The organism is Streptomyces sp. NPDC054765 (genome assembly GCF_053612065.1).
In genome coordinates, this window is the sequence record NZ_JBSHBP010000017.1 from 41,171 (window position 1) to 61,732 (window position 20,562).

Annotated in this window: 14 protein-coding genes and 1 riboswitch; of the genes, 3 read left to right on the plus strand and 11 right to left on the minus strand. The window is 70.3% G+C overall.

The features are described from left to right. Positions 1–20 precede the first annotated feature (20 nt). A complete protein-coding gene (locus tag ACWGJY_RS13765) occupies positions 21–2,129 on the minus strand; it encodes a hypothetical protein (RefSeq protein ID WP_453260996.1) in 2,109 nt (702 codons plus the stop codon). Positions 2,130–2,488: 359 nt separating this feature from the next. On the opposite strand from ACWGJY_RS13765, the gene ACWGJY_RS13770 reads away from it, so the two are divergent. Next, positions 2,489–3,313, plus strand: a complete 825-nt coding sequence (locus ACWGJY_RS13770) for a hypothetical protein (protein ID WP_453260997.1) — start codon at positions 2,489–2,491, stop codon at positions 3,311–3,313. A gap of 521 nt (positions 3,314–3,834) precedes the next feature. On the opposite strand, the gene ACWGJY_RS13775 is transcribed toward ACWGJY_RS13770, so the two are convergent. The 4 genes from ACWGJY_RS13775 to ACWGJY_RS13790 form a co-directional block, all read right to left on the minus strand. Beyond that, positions 3,835–4,485, minus strand: coding sequence for a thymidine kinase (locus tag ACWGJY_RS13775; protein ID WP_453260998.1), 651 nt, complete (start codon positions 4,483–4,485; stop codon positions 3,835–3,837). Positions 4,486–4,555: 70 nt separating this feature from the next. Then, positions 4,556–5,746 carry an alkaline phosphatase family protein gene (locus ACWGJY_RS13780; protein WP_453260999.1) on the minus strand — a complete coding sequence of 397 codons (1,191 nt, stop codon included), beginning with the start codon at positions 5,744–5,746 and terminating at the stop codon, positions 4,556–4,558. Next, entirely contained in the window at positions 5,746–6,339 is a 594-nt protein-coding gene (locus ACWGJY_RS13785) for a DUF5998 family protein (protein WP_453261000.1), read from the minus strand. The genes ACWGJY_RS13780 and ACWGJY_RS13785 overlap by 1 nt, the downstream gene beginning before the upstream one ends. A 38-nt stretch (positions 6,340–6,377) precedes the next feature. Next, complete coding sequence (locus ACWGJY_RS13790) at positions 6,378–9,449, minus strand: bifunctional acetate--CoA ligase family protein/GNAT family N-acetyltransferase (RefSeq protein ID WP_453261001.1); 3,072 nt, start codon at positions 9,447–9,449, stop codon at positions 6,378–6,380. A 246-nt stretch (positions 9,450–9,695) separates the two neighbouring features. Here ACWGJY_RS13790 and ACWGJY_RS13795 point away from each other — a divergent pair, with 246 nt between their 5' ends. Next, positions 9,696–9,977, plus strand: a complete 282-nt coding sequence (locus ACWGJY_RS13795; protein WP_030990508.1) for an HPr family phosphocarrier protein — start codon at positions 9,696–9,698, stop codon at positions 9,975–9,977. A gap of 338 nt (positions 9,978–10,315) precedes the next feature. On the opposite strand, the gene ACWGJY_RS13800 is transcribed toward ACWGJY_RS13795, so the two are convergent. From ACWGJY_RS13800 to ACWGJY_RS13815, 4 genes are all read right to left on the minus strand, one after another. After that, positions 10,316–11,005 carry a GntR family transcriptional regulator gene (locus ACWGJY_RS13800; protein WP_453261002.1) on the minus strand — a complete coding sequence of 230 codons (690 nt, stop codon included), beginning with the start codon at positions 11,003–11,005 and terminating at the stop codon, positions 10,316–10,318. Positions 11,006–11,264: 259 nt separating this feature from the next. Continuing rightward, entirely contained in the window at positions 11,265–12,044 is a 780-nt protein-coding gene (locus ACWGJY_RS13805) for a M23 family metallopeptidase (protein ID WP_453261003.1), read from the minus strand. 12 nt (positions 12,045–12,056) lie between these two features. Beyond that, a riboswitch (cyclic di-AMP (ydaO/yuaA leader) is annotated at positions 12,057–12,212 on the minus strand. Between the two features lie 211 nt (positions 12,213–12,423). Further along, on the minus strand, positions 12,424–13,806 hold the full coding sequence (locus tag ACWGJY_RS13810; RefSeq protein ID WP_453261065.1) for a M16 family metallopeptidase: 1,383 nt from the start codon (positions 13,804–13,806) through the stop codon (positions 12,424–12,426). A gap of 38 nt (positions 13,807–13,844) precedes the next feature. Next, the gene (locus ACWGJY_RS13815) at positions 13,845–15,182 is read right to left on the minus strand and encodes a M16 family metallopeptidase (RefSeq protein ID WP_453261066.1); all 1,338 of its coding nucleotides are present in this window, start codon (positions 15,180–15,182) and stop codon (positions 13,845–13,847) included. A 299-nt stretch (positions 15,183–15,481) separates the two neighbouring features. Here ACWGJY_RS13815 and ACWGJY_RS13820 point away from each other — a divergent pair, with 299 nt between their 5' ends. Continuing rightward, complete coding sequence (locus tag ACWGJY_RS13820) at positions 15,482–17,929, plus strand: DNA gyrase/topoisomerase IV subunit A (RefSeq protein WP_453261004.1); 2,448 nt, start codon at positions 15,482–15,484, stop codon at positions 17,927–17,929. A 75-nt stretch (positions 17,930–18,004) separates the two neighbouring features. Here ACWGJY_RS13820 and ACWGJY_RS13825 read toward each other — a convergent pair whose 3' ends face one another. Together ACWGJY_RS13825 and ACWGJY_RS13830 are read right to left on the minus strand one after the other, a co-directional pair. After that, positions 18,005–19,162: a CobW family GTP-binding protein gene (locus ACWGJY_RS13825; protein ID WP_453261005.1), complete on the minus strand. Its 1,158-nt coding sequence runs from the start codon at positions 19,160–19,162 to the stop codon at positions 18,005–18,007. A gap of 121 nt (positions 19,163–19,283) precedes the next feature. Next, a complete protein-coding gene (locus ACWGJY_RS13830) occupies positions 19,284–20,453 on the minus strand; it encodes a citrate synthase (RefSeq protein ID WP_453261006.1) in 1,170 nt (389 codons plus the stop codon). Between the last annotated feature and the right edge of the window lie 109 nt (positions 20,454–20,562).

Below are 20,562 nucleotides of genomic sequence, written 5' to 3' on the forward strand. Positions count from 1 at the left end.
CCAACTGAGCAGTGGATGGGCTACGTACGGTTGAAGTGTCGGGTTTGCAGATCGGCGAGGGTGAGCGTGCCGTCCGCCAGGCCGTCGATGGTCAGGCGGCGGGCCTCGGCGAGGGCATTGGCCTGGGCCCGTAGCAGGCGTTCTCGGTGTTCGGTCTCGGCCAGCAGGGCATCGAAGCGCAGCACCTCGTCCGGGTCGAGGTCGGGAAGCTGGTAGTCCTCGATACGGCGGGCGGGGCGTACCGCGCTGGGGCTTCGGACGGTGCCCCGGGCGGCACCCAGCAGGGCCACCAGGACGCGCGGGGTCAGCGGGCGGGAGGCGTCGGGGTTGACGCGGAGGACGCGGGCCGGGAAGGCGGTCACCGAGAAGCCGTCGTGGTCGACGTACAGGCCGAGGCGGGGGGTGAGGGTGTAAACGATGTCGCCGGGCTCGGTAAGCGCCACTCGGTCGTACTCGGTGGCCAGGACCAGTCGGTCGATACGGCGCACGCCGAGGGGCCGTTCGCCCGTGATTTCCTCGGGTCCGAGGACGGCGTGGTGTCCGTCCGCCGTGAGGTGGCGTTCGTCGACCCGGTGGCCCGGGAGCCTGGTCACCCTGCCTCCGGCGATCAGCTTGCCGAGAGTGGCGCGCCGGGGCAGGCGGCCGACGCGGCGCAGAACGCCTCCTCGGTAGGGACCCTGCTCGTCCTCGTACGCGTGGGTGTCCGCCGTCGCCCGCTCCAGGCGCGCCTCGGCCTCGGCGATCAGGGCGGGGCGCTCCTTGACCTTGTCGGACCAGATCGCGGAGGCAGGCGGCGCGGGTGGGGTCAGCGGGCCCCCGAAGGCGCGGTCCAGGTCGGCGACGGGGACCACGCGGCCGTAGCGCGGGTCGTGGACATCGAGCGCCAGGGAACCTTCCGCACGCCAAAGGAGGACGTCCTCGGCGAGCCGCATGCGCACCCCCGCCGTGAGCTGCTCGGAGCTGATGTCGGCCAGTAAGACCTTGCCCTCCGCCTCGGACACGGGGCCGCGGGTGAGCGTCCACAGCGCGGGGCGATATCCGGGGCGAAAGGGCAGGACGCCACCGGGGAGCGCGATGACGGACTCGACGACATTGTCGCGCAGGAGGGCCGAGCGAAGCCGAGACGCCTCGGTGTCCTTGAGTTCGTCCACGAGCGCGTCGGCCGGCCCCAGAACTAGGGCCGTACAGCCGGGGCGGAGGAGGTCGGCGACACGCTCGACCTCCGCCAGGGCTGCGAACACCGAGCGGTCCTCGCCGGGGCGATAGGGGAGCTGGGTGACGATGAAGTCCGGGTCCGCGAGGCGTTCCTCCAGGTCAGGCCCGGTCTGAATGTCGAGATCGAGTTCGCTGACGCCTGCGAGGAGCAGGCGGCGGCGGGTGATGCGGGCCAGCCGCTCATCGGAGTCGGCGGCGAGGACGGCGACGCGGTCGCGGTCCTCCGTGTCATAGAGGAGCGCGGCGAGCAGGTCGCCGGCGCGGGCGTGCGGATCGGCAAGGGTGAGGGACTTACCGTGCTCCAGCCGGAGACGGAGGTCGGTGAGTTGGGTGAGAAGGCGGCTCAGCTCGGGAGCGACCGCATCGGCGGCGAGGGAGTCCAGTCCAAGCCGGGAGCGGGCGGTGAGCAGCCACTCGTATGCGCCACTCTCGTCGTAGGCGGCCTCGACCAGGTCCTCGGCAAGGCGGGCGAGCGGAGCCGCGGTGGCGTCGAGGGAACGCAGTTCCCTGAGGACGAAATCATCCTCCGCATCGATCCGCTCGGCACGGCGCAGCACGGCGGACCACAGAGTCGTGTCCGCTTCGGCGCCGCTTGTGGGTTCGTTCGTGCCACCGGTCAGGGGCCGGCCGTCGAGCCGGCGCAGGCACAGAAGGCTTCCCAGTGTCTCCACCAGCTGCCACGACGTGAACCGCTCCCGCAGCGCGATGATGCCGAAGAGAGCCAGCTCGGACCGGAGTTCCGTCGGAGCGGCGTTGCCCAGACCGGACGCGATCAACCACTCAGCCACCTGGGCACCGTCGAACAGCGGTCGTCCCGAGTTCTCGGACACGGCGACGGGGAAGTCCGGGTGACGACGGCGCCAGGTCGTGACCACAGGACGCTTCACCCGGGCAAAGGCGGCTATATCGGACATCGATACCAAGGGGGACGCCGGGGAGCGTTGAATCATGTCCGGCCGACCAGTGGCCACGGTAAGCGTCCCTCCCCCGTCCAGCTCTTATCCCATCAGCCGCGTCGACCGTCAGGTCGGACCTTGCGGCACTCCGCGACTCCGCTCCGGGCCTCACCCGATGCCACAGAACGATACGGCGGTTGCGGTCCCCGTGTGTACCACACAATTGATAAGGGTGGTTATCAGTCCCAGTCAGACCTACGGGCGCTTCATTCGGCGAGGATGGCCGGCAATGGGGGCCCAGGAGGCAGCCTGCCCTCATGGCTAGATCACAGAGGACAGGACAGCCTTCGTCATTAGTCTGCATCCAGGAGAACGCTGTGATCGTCGAGACAGGGGGACATGGAATGGGCGAGCTGGCCAAAGCGGTAGCCGATCTTGAGAAGCAGGTCGAGGACGTCCGCGAGCTGCGAAAGATCATTGAGCGCCTCGACACAGAGATAGCAGCGCGCATGGATGAGATCGAGACGATCGGCAGCACCCTCCTCGATCTTCATGGCGACCTCGACGACCAGATCGCCGAGTACGACTACACAGCCGTCGAGCAGTCCGTCGCATCCCTGCGAGGGCTGGTGGACATGGAGGAGGTCCTTCCCGCGATCGACGCCGTACTGCTGCTCACCGCATTGCGCGATGACGAATCCGTACCCGACCTCACTCTGCCGCTGTCGTCGTTCGAGAATGACGACTCCTGGGAACATCCTCGTCTCACGCAGGAGGACCTGGATCGCAAGTTCGAGGCCGAAATGGCACGGGCGGAGCAGCTCTGGGAGGAGAGCTGGGCCGCCCATACCTGGGCGGACCCCGACGAACGGGAGTCCCAACGAGCCGAGGACCTCGCCAGGGCCGAGCGGGAAGCCATCGAGAATCGCGCCCACCGGGCAGGTACCCACATCATGGAGCTCGTCGATTACATCGGTGACACCCTATGGCCCGAGCTCGTGGAGGCTGTGGAAGCCGGCGACCGGGGACGGGCGGTCCAAGCGCTGGCGGCTGCTTGCGCTGGGGCACGGGATGCCGAACCCGCCTACAAGCTGTACGAGATCAACCTCTCAGCCCAGTACGAGTCCTCGCCTATGTCCCTCGGCGCCATGGGCGAGTTCCTGAGCGACTTCGAGACATGGTTGAGGTCGCCCCAAGGCTGATCGACCGGTGAAAGTCTGACCTGCCACCCTCAACCTCGTAGTGGATCACCATGACCACAGAGCCACCAAGGGGCGCGATACAGATACGGCGGGCATGTGGTGGGGCCGCACTCGACGCACGGCAGGCATCCGGCGACGACGAGGCGCAGGGCTGCTGCCCGCGCACTCGCCCCTCGGTGCGCGGAGCCGCTGCCGTACATCGCGATCTTACGAACTGGGCGAACGACTTCAGCAGGGTGCGATGGGCACCTATGCATCCGTCTACTCAATGGGCGCTCTACCCGGGCCCGAGATACCTGTCAACGCTCCCCGGGTCATGCGCATACCGTCGACCGCCTACCAGTCTCGATTCACGCCCGCCCCGCCCAGCCTCGGCATGAGCGCCGGCGGAATGCCGTACAGATCCTCGATCGACGCGGTGGCCTTATGACCTGCGCATAAGCACACCGGGACCACCGCAGTACACAGCGCGTACAGAATCAACCCACGCCGAAGTTCACCAATACCGCCTTGACGTATGGTCAACCCGACGTGACCGGCAAGACGTCAGGCGAAAGCGCCGCCGCCTGCGCCGTCGCGCTCGTCACTCGCTTGCGATGATGACGGCGGCACAGCACCTCGTACCCGACGGCCTCCGCAGCCCCACGCACATCCCCCACCACGACCTGTTCGCCTTCGACGACCATCTCGCCGCCCAGTGTGCGAGCGTTGTGCGTGGCCCGCGCCCCGCACCAGCACATCGCCTCGACCTGGAGCGTCTCAAGCCGGTCCGCCAGCTCGATCAGCCGCTGCGACCCCGGAAACAACTTGGTCCGGAAGTCCGTGGTGATGCCGAACGCGAAGACATCGAGGTCAAGATCGTCCACGATCCGGGCGAGCTGGTCGATCTGCTCCGGCAAAAGGAATTGGGCCTCGTCCACGATGGCGTAGTCCACCTTGCCGCCCCGCGACAATTGCTCCACCACAAACGCGTACAGATCCAGCCCGGGAGCGGCCTCCACCGCGTCGGTCACCAGGCCCAGCCGCGACGACAGCTTGCCGGCTCCCGCACGATCCTCCCGCGTGAAGATCACGCCCTGCAGCCCACGAGCCGACCGGTTGTGCGCAATTTGTAGCGCCAAAGTTGACTTTCCGCAGTCCATGGTTCCGGAGAAGAACACCAGCTCGGGCATGGGAAGTTGCGGGCCTTTCGGGCTCGTGCGGAGGGGTGGGGCGACGTGCGGGCGGGGCGGGCCGTGCGGGTCAGGTGCGGACTTCCAGGAGCGGCACCAGCTGCTCCATCGGGGTCATCGAGCCGTGCATCCCGACCATCTCCGACTCACGGGGCTCTCGTTCGGTGGCGATGATCACCATGTCGGCGTGCGCGGCCGCCACGACATCGCCGATCCTGGCGCGCACCCGGTCATCGACCTGCGGGCCGAACCACCCGGCGGCGATGGCCTCTTCGCGGCTCGCCACCCACATCTGCTCGCCGACCACCTCGCGCCATACGGCGAGCACATCGGCGGCCGCGCCCGGGTGGGCGTAGACATGCCGGGCCCGCCCCTCGCCGCCCAACAGGCGTACGCCGGCGCGCAGTTCCCAGTCCTCGTCGAAGTCGATCCGCGACTCGGGGTCGAAGGGAATGTCGATCATGCCGTGGTCGGCGGTGATGTAGAGGGCGCTGCGCGGCGGGAGCTGTTCGGCCAGCCGCTGGGCGAGCCGGTCCACGTACATCAACTGGCCGCGCCAGGCGTCGGAGTTGACGCCGTAGCGGTGTCCCTTGCCGTCGACCTCGGAGTAGTAGGTATAGACCAGCGAACGGTCACCTGCGGCGAGTTGCTCGGCGGCGAGGTCCATCCGCTCCTCGCCGGAGAGCCGGCCGTGGAACGTACCGCCGCTGAGCGCGACCTTGGTGAGGGGCGTGTGCTGGAAGTTCGGTGCGGAGACCTGGCAGGTGTGGATACCGGCGGCGTCCGCGCGCTGGAAGACCGTCGGATACGGCTGCCAGGCATACGGGTCGGTCCACGGATACCAGCGCAGCTGGTTCATCAAGGCGCCGGTGGCCGGGTCCTCGCAGGTGTATCCGGGCAGGCCATGGGCACCCGGCGGCAGGCCGGTGCCGACCGAGGCGAGCGAGGTGGCGGTGGTGGAGGGGAAGCCCGCGGTGAGCGGGCGGCCGCTGCCGTTGAACGAGGTGTCCAGGAGCGAGGTGAGAAACGGCGCCTCCTGGGGGTGGGCGCGCAGCAGCTCCCAGCCGAGGCCGTCGATGAGGAACACACAGGCCCGGTCGGCGGGGGCCAGCTCCATGGTGGTGGCGAGGCCGGTCATCCCCAGCCCCGTGGCGATGGTGGGCAGCAGATCGGCGAGCGAGCCGGTGCCGTACTGCGGTACCGGGGCGCTGAGCGGGTCGAGCGGTTCGGGTTCCGGCCAGGCGGGGGCGATGTGGGCCATCAGCGGGGGGTGGGGGTGGCCGCGGTGGCCTCGGAGAGTGCCTGGGCGAAGGTGAGCGTCTCGCGCACCGAGTCCGGTCCGTCACCGGCCTCGCTGACCCGCAGCGAAAGGTCGTCGGCGGTGGAGGAACCGGTGTAGCCGTGGTCCGCCTCGCAGTTGGGGTCGCCGCAGGCGGCGGGCTCCAGGTCCAGGCGGGCGACCGCGCCCCAGCCGATGGTGAGCACGACCTCGCGGGGCAGCTGGCCCGGGGTGTACGACTCGGGGTTGGCGACCACGCGGCTGAGCACCACGGAGGAGATCCGGCCCAGCTTGACGGACTCCGTGGAGGTGGTGGCATACGGCGACGGGGAGGTGGCGTCGGCGGCCTGCTCGTCGGTGTGGCTGACGATGAAGCGGGTGCCGGTCAGGACCAGGACCGTGACATGGCGGCGGACCTCGTTGGCGTCGAAGGTCGTCTCCTGATGGACGAGGTACGACACCACGGGCTCACCGCCGACCGCGGCCTGCACCGCCTCGGCCACGAGCGTCGGGTAATAGCCGCTGCGCTCGATCGCCGCGCGCAGCCCCTGGGTCGTCGTACCGGTCTTAGCCATGGGGTCCATCTTACGGGGCGTACCGGGCCGCGAGAGCCTCAGTAGACGGGCAGCCGGCGGGGGCCGAGGTCAGTGGTGGCGGGGGCTCGGGCCAGGCGCACGGTCGCTCCCAGTACGGACAGGCCGTGCGCGGAGACGACGACCGGTTCGAGGTCCACGCCGACGACCTCCGGGTGGTCGTCGACCAGCCGGGAGACGCGCAGCAGCAGTTCCGCCAGCGCCGCGGTGTCCACGGGCTGGGAGCCGCGCCAGCCGAACAGCAGTGGAGCGGCGCGGATCGAGCGGATCTGTTCGGTGACCTCGCGGTCGGTGGCGGGGATGAGGCGGTGGGCGATATCGCCGAGCAGCTGGGAGGGCACCCCGGCCAGCCCGAAGGAGAGGACGGCGCCGGCGGCCGGGTCGATGGCGGCACGGATGACCGTCTCGACGCCGCGCGGCACCATCGACTGGACGACCGGGCGCAGCTCCTCGGGAGAGCCGAGGAAGTCGGTCAATTCGGAGTAGGTGCGGCGGAGTTCGCTCTCCCCTGCGATGTCCAGGCGTACCCCGCCGAGGTCGGCGCGGTGGCGTAGATGGGGTGCGGTGGTTTTGAGGGCGACCGGGTAGCCGAGGCGGGCGGCGGCGTGGACGGCGGTGTCCGGGTCGGGGGCCGGGAGGACGGGGCGGGTGTGGATGCCGTAGCGGGCGAGCAGGGCCTCGGCGTCCTGGGGCGGCACCGGGACGGAGCGACCCGTGGGGGCGTCGGGGGGCAGCCGGTCGAGGAGGCGCTCGATGTCGGCGCCGGCCGCCGCCTCCTGGATGTCGTCGTACTCGGGTACCCGGCCCGGCTCGGCGGCCTCCCGGCGCCAGGCGGCGTAGTGGACGGCTTCGGCGAGGGAGCGCACGGCACGTTCGGCGGCGGGGTAGGCGGGGATACGGAGGGGGGCGTGGCGGGGCCGGGGCGGGGTGGCGGCCTCGGCGTCACGGGCCGGGCCCTGCTGCCCTCCGGAGCAGCCGGGCGGCGGGCCCGGGGGGATCAGGGGGCGGGGGCGGTTCGACGGGCCCTGCGGGGACGGGGCGGGCGCGGGGGGCGGGTGCGCCGGGCGGGCCGGTTCGTCCGCGGCACGGCCCGCGGGCTCGGGCTCGGGCTCGGGCTCGGGCTCGGGCTCGGGCTCGGGCTCGGGCTCGGGCTCGGGCTCGGGCTCGGGCTCGGGCGACTGTGCCGGTGCCGGTGCCGGTGCCGGTGCCGGTGCCGCGAGTGTCTCGGCCAGATCGTCCATGGCGAGGTGGACGACCGTCACCGGCTTCTCCGGATGCGCCGCGGCCGCGGAACGCAGCGCGGCGGCGAGTGCGACGCCCTCGCTGTCGGCCGGGGAGACGGCGGCCCCCTCCCCCACCCAGGGGATGGCCGTGACCACCACGGCATCGCAGCCGTCGCCGGACAGTGCCTCGGCGAGCACGGCCCGGAAGTCGTCCGGTGTCGCCGCCGAGGGAAGTACACGGGGGCGCTGCGGGCGCAGCCGCTCGGTCAGGCAGGCGTCGTACGCGAGCAGCGCCAGCGACTCGGAGTTGCCGAGGATGGCGATGCGCGGCCCGGCCGGCAGCGGCTGGGAGGCCAGCAGCAGCCCGGCGTCGATCAGCTCGGTGACCGTGTCGACGCGGATGACGCCCGCCTGGCGCATCAGGGCGGCGACGGTGCTGTCGGGGACCCGGACCGTGGGAACGGCGTGACCGGGCGGGGCGGTGCCGTTGTGCCGGGCGCCTTTGGCGACGACGACCGGCTTGACGGCGGCAGTGCGCCGGGCGAGCCGGGCGAATTTGCGGGGGTTGCCGATGGACTCCAGATAGAGGATCACGACGTCGGTGTCCGGGTCGTCGTACCAGTACTGGAGCAGGTCGTTGCCGGAGACGTCGGCGCGGTTGCCGGCCGAGACGAAGGCGGAGATACCGGCGATGCCGCCGTCTCCGGGGCCGCGTGCATGCAGTCCGCTGAGCAGGGCGATGCCGATGGCACCGGACTGGGTGAACAGGCCGATGTGGCCGGCGCCGGGCATCCGGGGGGCGAGGGAGGCGTTCAGCCGGACGCCGGGGGCGGTGTTGATCAGGCCGAAGGCGTTGGGTCCGATGAGCCGCATGCCGTACGAGCGGGCCTGGCGGAGCAGGGCGCGCTGCCGCTCCCGGCCGTCCTCGCCCGCTTCGGCGTAACCGGACGACAGGATCAGCACGCCCTGGACGCCGTGTTCGCCGCAGTCGCGGACCACGTCGGGGACGTTGTCCGCGGGGACGGCGATGACGGCGAGGTCGACCGGATCGGGGATCTCCCGCAGCGCGCGGACGGCGGGCACGTCTTCGGGACGGAGCCGCTGCAGGTCTTCGGGGAAGGCGTGGTTGACGGCGTGCACCCGGCCGGTGAAACCGGAATCCAGGAGGCTGCGCAGGGCCGTGCGGCCGACGCCGCCGGGGGCACGGCCGGCACCGATGACGGCGACCGAGCCCGGGGCGAGCAGCCGCTGTACGGACCGGGCCTCGGCGCGCTGCTCTCGGCCGCGCATCACGGCCATGGACTGCTCGGTGGGCTCCAGGCCGAACTCCAGGCGGACCACGCCGTCTTCGAAGGTGCGCTTCTGGGTGTAGCCGGCGTCCGTGAACACCTTGATCATCTTGGAGTTCGCGGGGAGCACCTCGGCGGCGAACCGGCGGATGCCGCGTTCGCGGGCGACGGCCGCGATGTGCTCCAGGAGGGCGGAGGCGACGCCGCGGCCCTGATGGGCGTCCTGGACGAGGAAGGCGACCTCGGCCTGGTCGTCCTCGGGGTCCTTGGCGGGCAGCCCCTGGTCGTTGATCCGGTCGTAGCGGACGGTGGCGATGAACTCGCCGCCGACGAGGGCGGCGAGCCCGACCCGGTCGATGTAGTCGTGGTGGGTGAAACGGCGGACATCGCGGTCGGACAGGCGCGGGTAGGGCGCGAAGAAGCGGTAGTACTTCGACTCGTCCGAAACCTGCTCGTAGAAGGAGACCAGCCGCTCGGCGTCGTCGGGGGTGATGGGGCGGATCCGCGCCGTCCCGCCGTCACGCAGCACCACGTCGGCTTCCCAGTGGGTCGGGTACGCGTGGTCCGGCGGATTCTGCATGCGGACAGCGTACGACCGGGCACCGACAACCGGCCCGGCGCGCGTACGCTCGGGGTGCGGGGCAGGCCCGGAGGCCGTGAAGACGTAGGGGCCGGCCCGGTCCGCCGGGGCTCCATTGGGGGTGCCCATATCCGCAAAGTTGAGGGTACCCATATCCGCAAAAGTCCGGGACGAAGGGCTGCCGAGCACTTCCGGCAGCGTGAGAGACTGGTCTAGACAACAGTCGCGACTTTGAAGGGCAACACCATGGCTGAGCGCCGCGTCAATGTCGGTTGGGCCGAGGGCCTGCACGCCCGCCCCGCGTCGATCTTCGTCCGTGCGGCCACCGCCTCCGGCGTCCCGATGACGATCGCCAAGGCCGATGGCAACCCCGTCAACGCGGCCTCCATGCTCGCGGTCCTGGGCCTGGGCGCCCAGGGCGGCGAGGAGATCGTGCTGGCCTCCGACGCCGAGGGCGCCGAGGAGGCGCTCGACCGCCTGGCCAAGCTCGTCGCCGAGGGTCTCGAGGAGCTCCCCGAGACGGTCTGAGTCCGCCGGGACTTCTGCTGTATGCGGCGGCCCTGCCGCGTCGACCGGTGACCGGTTGCCGCGGCGGGGCCGTTTCCCTGTTCCTGAATCCGATCGCAGCTCCTGGAGCCGGGGGCGGGATGCGCGCTCACCGCATGCGCCGCACACGTATTACCGCGGGGACCACAAGGAATTCCCGGGCACACCGAATTCGGAATGCATAAGAAAAGCCGGCCTCCACCTCGCATCCCGGTGCCGAGAAACAGGCAGGACAAATACGGGCCGAAGACGGACCGAAAACGGGTGCCGCCTCGCGCCGCCGAATCCCCTTGCGCGCTTCTTTGTATACGGGGCGCTTGTTAAGGGCGGGCGCGTGCCGTGTTGACGGGCGGTTTCGGATCCCTCACCTCCGTCTTGGCGGGCCGCCGCAGCCGGTACACCGGGAGTGAGCGCTCGACATGAGCCGCCATCAGGGCACGTGCCCGCTCCGCGTCGCCCCGGGCCACCGCGTCCAGCACCGCGCCGTGTTCGTCCCACGACTCCCCGGTCCGGGCCGGCAGTTCCACGGCGTACATCCACTCGACCTTGCGCCGCAGCTGGGTCAGCAAGGCCGTCAGGCTGGGGCTGCCGGCCGCCTGGGCCAGCGTCTCGTGGAACCAGCCGTCCAGTTGGCGCAGATCGGCGGGGCTGCCGTGACGTGCCCGCTCACGACCGAGCCGTACCAGGCCGCGGAGTACCTTCAGGTGGGCCGGGCTGCGGCGGGCGGCCGCGCGGGCGGCACCCAGCGGCTCCAACAGGGCGCGGACGTCGAGGAGATCGGCGGCCTCCTGCGCGGTGGGCTCGGCGACACAGGCGCCCGCGTGGTGGCGGGTGGTGACGAAGCCTTCGGACTGCAGGGTGCGCAGCGCTTCACGGACCGGCACCCTGGAGACGCCGTACCGGGCCGCCAGGATCTCCTCGATCAGCCGGCTCCCCGGCGCCAGCACACCGGAGACAATGTCGTCGCGAATCGCCGTGCACACCGCATGCGCGGAAATATGGCCTCGCATCTTCCGTGCCTCCGCCGTAATCCCCTGGAAACGCCGCCGGTCGGCAGCTTTTCCGCGACTCTATTCGACCGGAACGGCTTTTCCGGCGGACTCCGGTTATTCATGGATATTTTTTGGCCAGAAGCAGTGGCCACCGGCGTATCCGGTACCCACCCACCGCACGCCGGATACGCCGAAGCCCCGGCCGGGTGGCCGGGGCTTCCGGAGGGCGCCGCGTGACGCCGGCGCTGTGGGACGCACGGCCGGGCGGGGCCGCAGGTCAGACGTTGACGCCGTGTGAGCGCAGGTACGCGACCGGGTCGATGTCCGAGCCGTAGGCAGGGCCGGTACGGGCCTCGAAGTGCAGGTGCGGGCCGGTGGCGTTGCCGGTGGCGCCGGAGAGCCCGATCTGCTGGTCCGGGGTGACGTGCTGACCGACCGAGACACCGAGCGACGACAGGTGACCGTACTGGGTGTACGTCCCGTCGTTCATCTTGATCACGATGTTGTTGCCGTACGCGCCGCCCCAGCCGGCCTCGACGACGGTGCCCGCGCCGACGGCATGGACACTGGTGCCGGAGGCGGCGTGGAAGTCGATGCCGGTGTGGCTGCCCGAGGACCACAGGCCGCTGGAGGCCTTGTAGGCGGTGGAGACGTAGGAGTTCGCGACGGGGGCGACGAAGGTGTTGAGGCGCTTGCGCTCCGCCTCGCGGGCGGCACGCTCCTTGGCCTTACGGGCGGCCTCGACGCGCCGCTTGGCCTCTTCGACCTGCCTCTTGGCCACGGCTTCGGCCTTCGCCTTCGCTGCCGCGGCCTCGGCTGCCGCCTGCTGCGCGTCGGCCTGGGCCGCGACATGGTTGGCGAGCTCGTCACCCAGCACGACGGCCCGCTGCAGACCGGTGTCGTGGGTGCGTGCCTCATCCGTGGCCGCCAGCGCCGGCGAGGCCACGGAGGCGACAACGCCGCCGGCCGCGAGGGTGGCTATGCCGGCGATGTTGCGGGTCGTACGAGCGGGGTGGTTCGCACGACGGTGCTTCCCGGTGGCACGCATGAACGCCATGTGCTGGCTTGTCCTTTCCTTCCGTCTCGCCTACCGGGTTAGCTGACGGGTTCGGAGCAGGAAGGTCTCCTACGGGCTCCTCCGGAAAGGAGTCCGATTCACCCCAAGGGACACTGGGTCCCCGGCTCCCCTGGCTCGCGCCGTACGGGGACTCGGCGATGACTGCCCGGTGCCACTGTTGTGGCGGAGTTGTGACGAACAGCCGCACCGACGCTAAGCGGGACAACTTTCAATCAGCAAACAGATCCGCATTTTTGTGCGGGATGCCACAAGAACCGGGCCGCAGGCTGCGATAAACCGGACATACAACGGCTCCCGTGACGGACGTACGCCACGGGAGCCGCTTTGTCGATTTATGACCTTCTTTCACATGGCGGGACTAACCGCCGACGACCGTCACCTCACCGATGCCCAGCGCCTTGACGGGCTCGGCGATCTGCGCCGCATCCCCCACCAGGACCGTCACCAGCCGGTCCACGGGGAAGGCGTTGACGGCCGCCGCGGTCGCCTCGACCGTGCCGGTCTCCGCGAGGCGAACGTACAACTGTGCCTGGAAGTCATCCGGAAGGTGCTGCTCCACCTGATCGGCGAGGGTGCCCGCGACGGCTGCCGCGGTCTCGTACTTGAGCGGCGCGACGCCGACAAGGTTCTGTACGGCGACATCCCGCTCGTCATCCGTCAGCCCCTCTGCCGCGAGGGTGCGCAGCACCTTCCACAGGTCCTCCAGCGCCGGGACTGTGGAGGCGGTGTCCACCGAGCCGCTGATGGCGAGCAGCGAGGCACCCGTGGCTCCCTCGGGGGACGTGGGGGCGGTGGAGCGGAGCACCTGGCCGAAGGCGCGCACCCCGTAGGTGTAGCCCTTCTCCTCCCGCAGCACGCGGTCCAGACGGGAGGTGAGGGTGCCGCCCAGGCAGTACGTGCCGAGGACCTGCGCGGGCCACACCCGGTCGTGCCGGTCGGCACCGATACGGCCGATGAGCAGCTGCGTCTGAACGGCGCCGGGACGGTCCACGATCACCACGCGGCCGGTGTCGTCGGCGACGATCGGCGAGGCCTTCAGCGGCTCGGCCGTCGAGCCGCTCCAGGCGCCGAGGGTGTCCGCGAGCGCCGCTTCGAGGTCGACACCGGTGAAGTCACCGACGATGACGGCGGTGGCCGTGGCGGGCCGTACATGGGCGTCGTAGAAGGCGCGGACGGCCGCGGCATCGACGCGCCCGACGGTCTCCTCGGTCCCCTGGCGCGGTCGCGACATACGGGACGTGGCCGGGAACAGTTCCTTGGACAGCGCCATCGCGGCGCGCCGGGCCGGGTTGGCGAGCTCGTGCGGGATCTCGTCGAGGCGGTTGCGCACCAGCCGCTCGACCTCGCTCTCCGGGAAGGCGGGAGCGCGCAGCGCATCGGCGAGCAGGCCGAGCGCGCGGTGCAGCCGGGACGCCGGCACTTCGAGGGAGACCCGTACGCCGGGGTGGTCGGCGTGCGCGTCCAGTGTGGCGCCGCAGCGTTCCAGCTCGGCGGCGAACTCCTCCGCGTCGTGCTTGTCAGTGCCCTCGGACAGCGCCCGTGCCATGATCGTGGCGACGCCGTCCAGCCCCTCGGGCTCGGCGTCCAGCGGAGCGACGAGGCTGATCTCGACCGCGACGACCTGCTGGCCGGGGCGGTGGCTGGTCAGGAGCGTGAGCCCGTTGGGGAGTTGGCTGCGGTCGGGGGCCGGGAAGGCCCACGGCTTGGGCGCGCCGCCCCGGGGCTGGGGGTGAAAGTCCATGCTGCTCACGGGGGAATCGGCGTGGGTGGTGGCGTCGCTCACTGGTCCTCCCCTTCCTCGGTGTCGGCGGCGTCGGTCGGCTCGGTGGGCTCGTAGACGAGCACCGCGCGGTTGTCGGGGCGCAGCCGGGCCTTGGCGGCCGCCTGCACCTCCTCGGGGCTGATCTCCAGGACACGCTGCACGGCGGTCAGCGCGAGCTGCGGGTCGCCGAACAGGACGGCGAAGCGGCACAGTTCGTCGGCGCGGCCGCTGACCGTGGCGAGCCGGTCCAGCCATTCGCGCTCCAGCTGGGCCTGCGCCCGTTCCATCTCCTCCGGGGTCGGGCCCTCGGCGGCGAAGCGGGCCAGCTCCTCGTCGACCGCACGCTCGATGTCGGGGACCTCCACCCCGCCGGACGTCTTCACGTCCAGCCAGCCCAGCGAGGGCGCACCGGCCAGCCGCAGCAGGCCGAAGCCGGCCGCCACGGCACTGCGGTCGCGGCGCACCAGCCGGTTGTAGAGACGGGAGGACTCACCGCCGCCCAGGACGGTCAGCGCGAGGTCCGCGGCGTCCGCCTCACGGGTGCCGTCGTGGGGCAGGCGGTAGGCCGCCATCAGGGCCCGGGAGGGCACGTCCTCCTCGACGACCTCGCGCAGCTCGCCGCCGATGACGTCGGGCAGCGTGCCGTCCCGCGGCGGCTGCTTGCCGTCGTGCGAGGGGATCGAGCCGAAGTACTTCTCCACCCAGGCCAGCGTCTGCCCGGGGTCGATGTCGCCGACGATCGACAGCACGGCGTTGTTGGGCGCGTAGTACGTCCGGAAGAACGCCCGCGCGTCCTCCAGAGAGGCCGCGTCCAGGTCGGCCATCGACCCGATGGGCGTGTGGTGGTACGGGTGGCCCTCCGGGTACGCCATGGCCGTCAGCTTTTCGAAGGCTGTGCCGTAGGGGACGTTGTCGTAGCGCTGGCGGCGCTCGTTCTTGACGACGTCGCGCTGGTTCTCCATGGAGTCGTCGTCGAGCGCGGTCAGCAGCGAGCCCATCCGGTCCGCCTCCAGCCAGAGCGCGAGCTCCAGCTCATGAGCGGGCATGGTCTCGAAGTAGTTGGTGCGCTCGAAGCTGGTGGTGCCGTTGAGCGAACCGCCGGCGCCCTGCACCAGCTCGAAGTGGCCGTTGCCCTTCACCTGCGCGGAGCCCTGGAACATCAGGTGCTCGAAGAGGTGAGCCAGGCCCGTACGGCCCTTGACCTCGTGGCGGGAGCCGACGTCGTACCACAGGCAGACCGCTGCGACCGGGGTCAGGTGGTCTTCTGAGAGCACCACGCGCAGGCCGTTGGCCAGCCGGTGCTCGGTCGCTGTCAGGCCGCCGGAGCCGGCTTGTTCTGTGGCCGTGTGACCCATGGGCATGTACGTCCCTTCGATCCGCTTGCGAGGAAGTTCTGTCACTGTATGCAAGCGGATCGGCATCTGGCGAAGTTCCCGTGCGACCGGCCCCGAACAGGCACCGTGATCGGCGCCCGCGGGAGCCGAAGGGGGAGTCGCGGTCGGCGTTGTCAGTGGGGCGGTCCACAATGGTCCGCGTCAGACTCAGACATACTCGCGGGTCGATCCCCCAGCTGGTTGACCCGACTGGTTGACCGTTGTTCCGATGCCGTCTCCCGGCGTCGGCACTAGACGCAGCAGAAGGAGCCGCAGCCGCGATGGCCCGCCGCAGCACGAAGACCCCGCCGCCGGACGACTTCGAGGAGAGGATCCTCGACATCGACGTCGTCGACGAGATGCAGGGTTCCTTCCTCGAATACGCGTATTCGGTCATCTACTCGCGCGCCCTGCCGGACGCCCGCGACGGTCTCAAGCCCGTGCACCGCCGCATCCTGTACCAGATGAACGAGATGGGGCTGCGGCCCGACCGCGGCTACGTCAAGTGCGCCCGCGTCGTCGGCGAGGTGATGGGTAAGCTCCATCCGCACGGCGATGCGTCCATCTACGACGCGTTGGTGCGCATGGCACAGCCGTTCTCGATGCGGCTGCCGCTGGTCGACGGCCACGGCAACTTCGGTTCGCTGGGCAATGACGACCCGCCCGCCGCGATGCGGTACACCGAGTGCCGGATGGCGTCTGCGACGTCCCTGATGACGGAGTCCATCGACGAGGACACCGTCGACTTCGCGCCGAACTACGACGGCCAGGAGCAGGAACCGGCCACCCTCCCTGCCGCGTACCCGAACCTCCTGGTCAACGGAGCATCCGGCATCGCCGTCGGTATGGCGACGAACATGCCGCCGCACAACCTGGGCGAGGTGATCGCCGCCGCCCGCCATCTGATCAAGCATCCGAACGCCGACCTCGACACGCTGATGCGGTTCGTGCCGGGTCCCGATCTGCCGACGGGCGGCCGGATCGTGGGCCTCGGTGGCGTACGGGACGCGTACGAGAAGGGCCGCGGCACGTTCAAGATCCGCGCGACGGTCGCGGTGGAGAACGTCACCGCCCGCCGTAAGGGCCTGGTCGTCACCGAACTCCCCTTCACGGTCGGCCCCGAGAAGGTCATCTCCAAGATCAAGGACCTGGTCGGCTCCAAGCGGCTGCAGGGCATCGCGGACGTCAAGGACCTCACCGACCGCGAGCACGGCCTGCGGCTGGTGATCGAGGTCAAGAACGGCTTCAATCCCGAGGCCGTATTGGAGCAGCTGTACAAGCTCACGCCAATGGAGGAGTCCTTCGGCATCAACAACGTCGCGCTGGTGGACGGGCAGCCGCTGACGCTGGGCCTCAAGGAACTGCTGGAGGTCTATGTCGACCACCGCTTCAATGTGGTGCGCCGGCGCAGCGAGTTCCGGCGCACCAAGCGGCGCGACCGTCTCCATCTCGTCGAGGGCCTGCTGACGGCCCTGGTGGACATCGACGAGGTGATCCGGCTCATCCGCTCCAGCGAGAACAGCGCGCAGGCCAAGGAGCGGCTGATCGAACGGTTCTCGCTGAGCGACATCCAGACGCAGTACATCCTCGACACCCCGCTGCGCCGGCTGACCAAGTTCGACCGTATCGAGCTGGAGTCGGAGCGTGACCGGCTGCAGGACGAGATCGAGAAGCTGACGCAGATCCTGGAGTCGGACGCCGAGCTGCGCAAGCTGGTGTCGGGCGAGCTGGCCGCGGTCGCGAAGAAGTACGGCACGGACCGGCGGACGGTCCTGCTGGAGTCGGCCGGCACCTCGGTCGGCGCGGTGCCGCTGGAGGTCTCCGACGACCCGTGCCGGGTGCTGCTGTCCTCCACGGGCCTGCTGGCGCGTACGGTCACCGGGGACGTGCCCTTCGACGCCGACGCCAAGCGGGTCAAGCACGATGTGATCGCCTCGGCCGTGCCGGCGACGACCCGTGGCGAGGTGGGTGCGGTGACCTCCCTGGGCCGGCTGCTGCGGATCTCGGTGGTCGATCTGCCGCAGCTTCCGGAGACCGCGGCCGCGCCCAGCCTCTCCGGTGGTGCGCAGCTCTCGGAGTTCCTGACGCTGGAGGACGGCGAGGAGCTGATCTGCCTGTCGACGCTGGACGAGTCCTCGCCGGGGCTGGCGCTCGGTACGGAGCAGGGCGTCGTCAAGCGAGTGGTGCCCGACTACCCCGCCAACAAGGAGGAGTTGGAGGTCATCACCCTCAGGGATGGCGACCGCATCGTGGGCGCGGCCGAGTTGCGCACCGGCGAGGAGGATCTGGTCTTCATCACTGACGAGGCGCAGTTGCTGCGCTATCCGGCATCGCAGGTGCGGCCGCAGGGCCGGCCCGCGGGCGGTATGGCGGGGGTGAAGCTGAGTGAGGGGGCGAAGGTGCTCGCGTTCGCCGCAGTCGACCCGGCCTCCGAGGCCATGGTGTTCACGGTCGCCGGCTCGCACGGCACGCTGGACGACTCGGTGGCGACGGCCAAGCTCACCCCGTTCGACCAGTATCCGCGCAAGGGCCGGGCGACCGGCGGCGTGCGCTGCCAGCGGTTCCTGAAGGGCGAGGACGTGCTCGTCCAGGCATGGGCCGGGCCGGCTCCGGTGCGGGCCGCGGATGCCAAGGGCACCCCGGTCGAGCTGCCGGAGGTGGATCCGCGGCGGGACGGCTCGGGTGTGCCGCTGACGAAGCAGGTGGCGGCGCTGGCGGGGCCGGTGTGATCAGGCGCGGTGACAGATCGCGGTGACGGATGCGGGTGACGCCGTCGGGCCGGTGGAGAACCGGGCCCGGCGGCGTCAGCCGTCTTCGGAGTCCTCGCGTGCGGCCACGTACCGCAGCACGCCCCACATGCTGTTCTGATCGGCTGCCCACGATGCGCTCTCGCGGCAGTTGTCCAGCTCCTTGTGCAGGGCCTGCGCGTCGATACCGCTGCCGATCATGACGAGCTGGGTGCAGCGCTCGTCGCCCTTCGGCCACGGGGCGGGGTAGAAGCGCAGGAAGTCACCGACGGCGTGCACCGTGAACTTCTGGCGGTTCTCCGGTACGTCGAAGTGGACGAAGCCCTTGATGCGGTACAGGCCGGCCGGGCGGCTGTCGAGGAAGTCCATCAGGCGGCGTGGGTGCATCGGCTCGGCGGAGGTGAACTCCACGCTCTGGTAGGCGGCGTGGAGATGGCCCGCACGGTGGGCGTGGCCGGGGCCGCCGTCGTCAGGGTGATCGCAGTCGTCAGGGTGATCGCAGTCGTCAGGGTGATCGCAGCGGTCGTCCGAACCGTGGGGGTGAGCCGCGTCCGCCGCGGTCTCGCGCAGCAGATCCTCGAAGGACAGCTGGCGCACCGCCGCGTCGTGGCCCTCCCCCGGTCCGCGGTCGAAGAACAGCTCGGGATCGACCCTCCCGTATGCCGTGCAGATCACGGGCCGGCCGGGGGCGAGGTCCGCGAGCGTGTCCATGAGGTGCTGTCGCGCCGCTTCGGCGATGCGATCGGCCTTGTTGAGCACCACGATGTCGGCGATGCCCACATGCCGGTCCAGTTCGGGATGCCGGTTCCTGGTGTTCTCGAACTCGGCAGCGTCGACGACCTCGATCAGCCCGCCGTAGACGATCCGGGCGTTGTCACTGGCGAGGATCATCCGGATGAGTTCCTGCGGCTCGGCCAGCCCACTGGCCTCGATGACGATCACGTCGATACGGGCGGCAGGGCGGGCGAGCCGCTCCAGGTAGGTGTCCAGTTCGCTGGTGTCGACCGCACAGCACAGACAGCCGTTGCCGAGCGAGACCATCGAGTCCACCTGGCCGGCAACGGTCATCGCGTCGATCTCAATGCTGCCGAAGTCATTGACGATCGCGCCGATACGGGTGCCGTCGCCGGTGCCGAGCAGATGGTTGAGCAGCGTGGTCTTGCCCGACCCGAGGAAGCCCGCGAGCACGACGACCGGGATCTGTTGCGTGGCCAAGGGGGCGCCTCCATGGTGCGGGTGGCGGGCCGCGCGGACCGGCGGCGGACGAGCTGTCGATCGTAACCGACCGCCGGCGGTGCGAGCCCGGCCCGGCCCCGCACCGTCTACGGCCTTCCCGTCAGCGAGAGGCGACGACAGGCAGCGGCTGCGGCGGGGGCGGGCCGACGTACCGGGCCGCGGGGCGGATGATCTTCGATTCCTCTGCCTGCTCCAGGATGTTGGCGCTCCAGCCGACCACGCGCGCCGCACAAAAGGTGGGCGTGAACATCTCGCGCGGCAGCCCGCACAGCTCCATGACGACGCCCGCGTAGAGCTCCACGTTGATGTGCAGCTCGCGGCCGGGCTTGAGCTCGGCCAACAGCTCCTCGACCCTCGCCTCCACCTGTACGGCGAAGTCCACCAGCGGGCCACCGAACTGCTCGGCAATACCTCGCAGCATCCGGGAGCGCGGGTCCTCGGTGCGGTAGACGGAGTGACCGAACCCCATGATCCGGTCCCCGCTCAGGACGCGGTCACGGATCCACGGGTCAATGCGGTCGGGAGTCCCGATGGCATCGAGCATGTCCAGGGCTCGGCTGGGCGCACCACCGTGCAGCGGTCCGGAGAGGGCGCCGACGGCGCCGACGAGGCAGGCCGCGAGGTCGGCGCCGGTGGAGGCGATGACGCGGGCGGTGAAGGTCGAGGCGTTGAAGCCATGGTCAATGGTGGAGATGAGATACGCCTCGATCGCCCGCACCCGGTCCGGCTCCGGCTCGTCACCGGTGAGCATGTAGAGGTAATTGGCCGCGTAGCCGAGATCCGCACGAGGCTCGATGGGCTGATGGCCCTGGCCGAGCCGGTGGAGCGCGGTGATCAGGGTCGGAACGACGGCACAGGCGGCGAGCGCATCAGCACGGCGGCGGTTGGCGTCGAGGTCGTACAGCGGCCGGAAACCGGCCGTCGCGCCGAGCAGCGACAACGCGCTGCGCAGCCCGGCGAGCGGACCGGAGACCGCACCGGCTCGGGCGAGAGCAGGCAGCGCGTCACGTACCGACGCCGGCAGCGTGCGCAGAGCACCGGTCTCGGCCCGGAAGGCCGCAAGCTGCGCCGCGTCGGGCAACTCCCCGTGGAACATCAGGTACCAGACGTCCTCGAAGGTGCAGGCCGCCGCCAGCTCGACGGCGGAGTACTGGCGGTAGTGGTAAAAGCCCTCGATGCCCCGGACGTCGCCCAATTGAGTCTCGGTGACGATGACGCCCGCAAGCCCACGGGGCGCGTCGGCCGGAGCTTTCGCCTGGACACTCGGCATGGCTGATCTCCTTGGTTCTCCCTCACCCGAATATTGATCCGACTTTCCATGCTTGACTCAAGTCTTGTCAATATTGATTGCATCAATGTGGATGAGCCTGGATACGGTG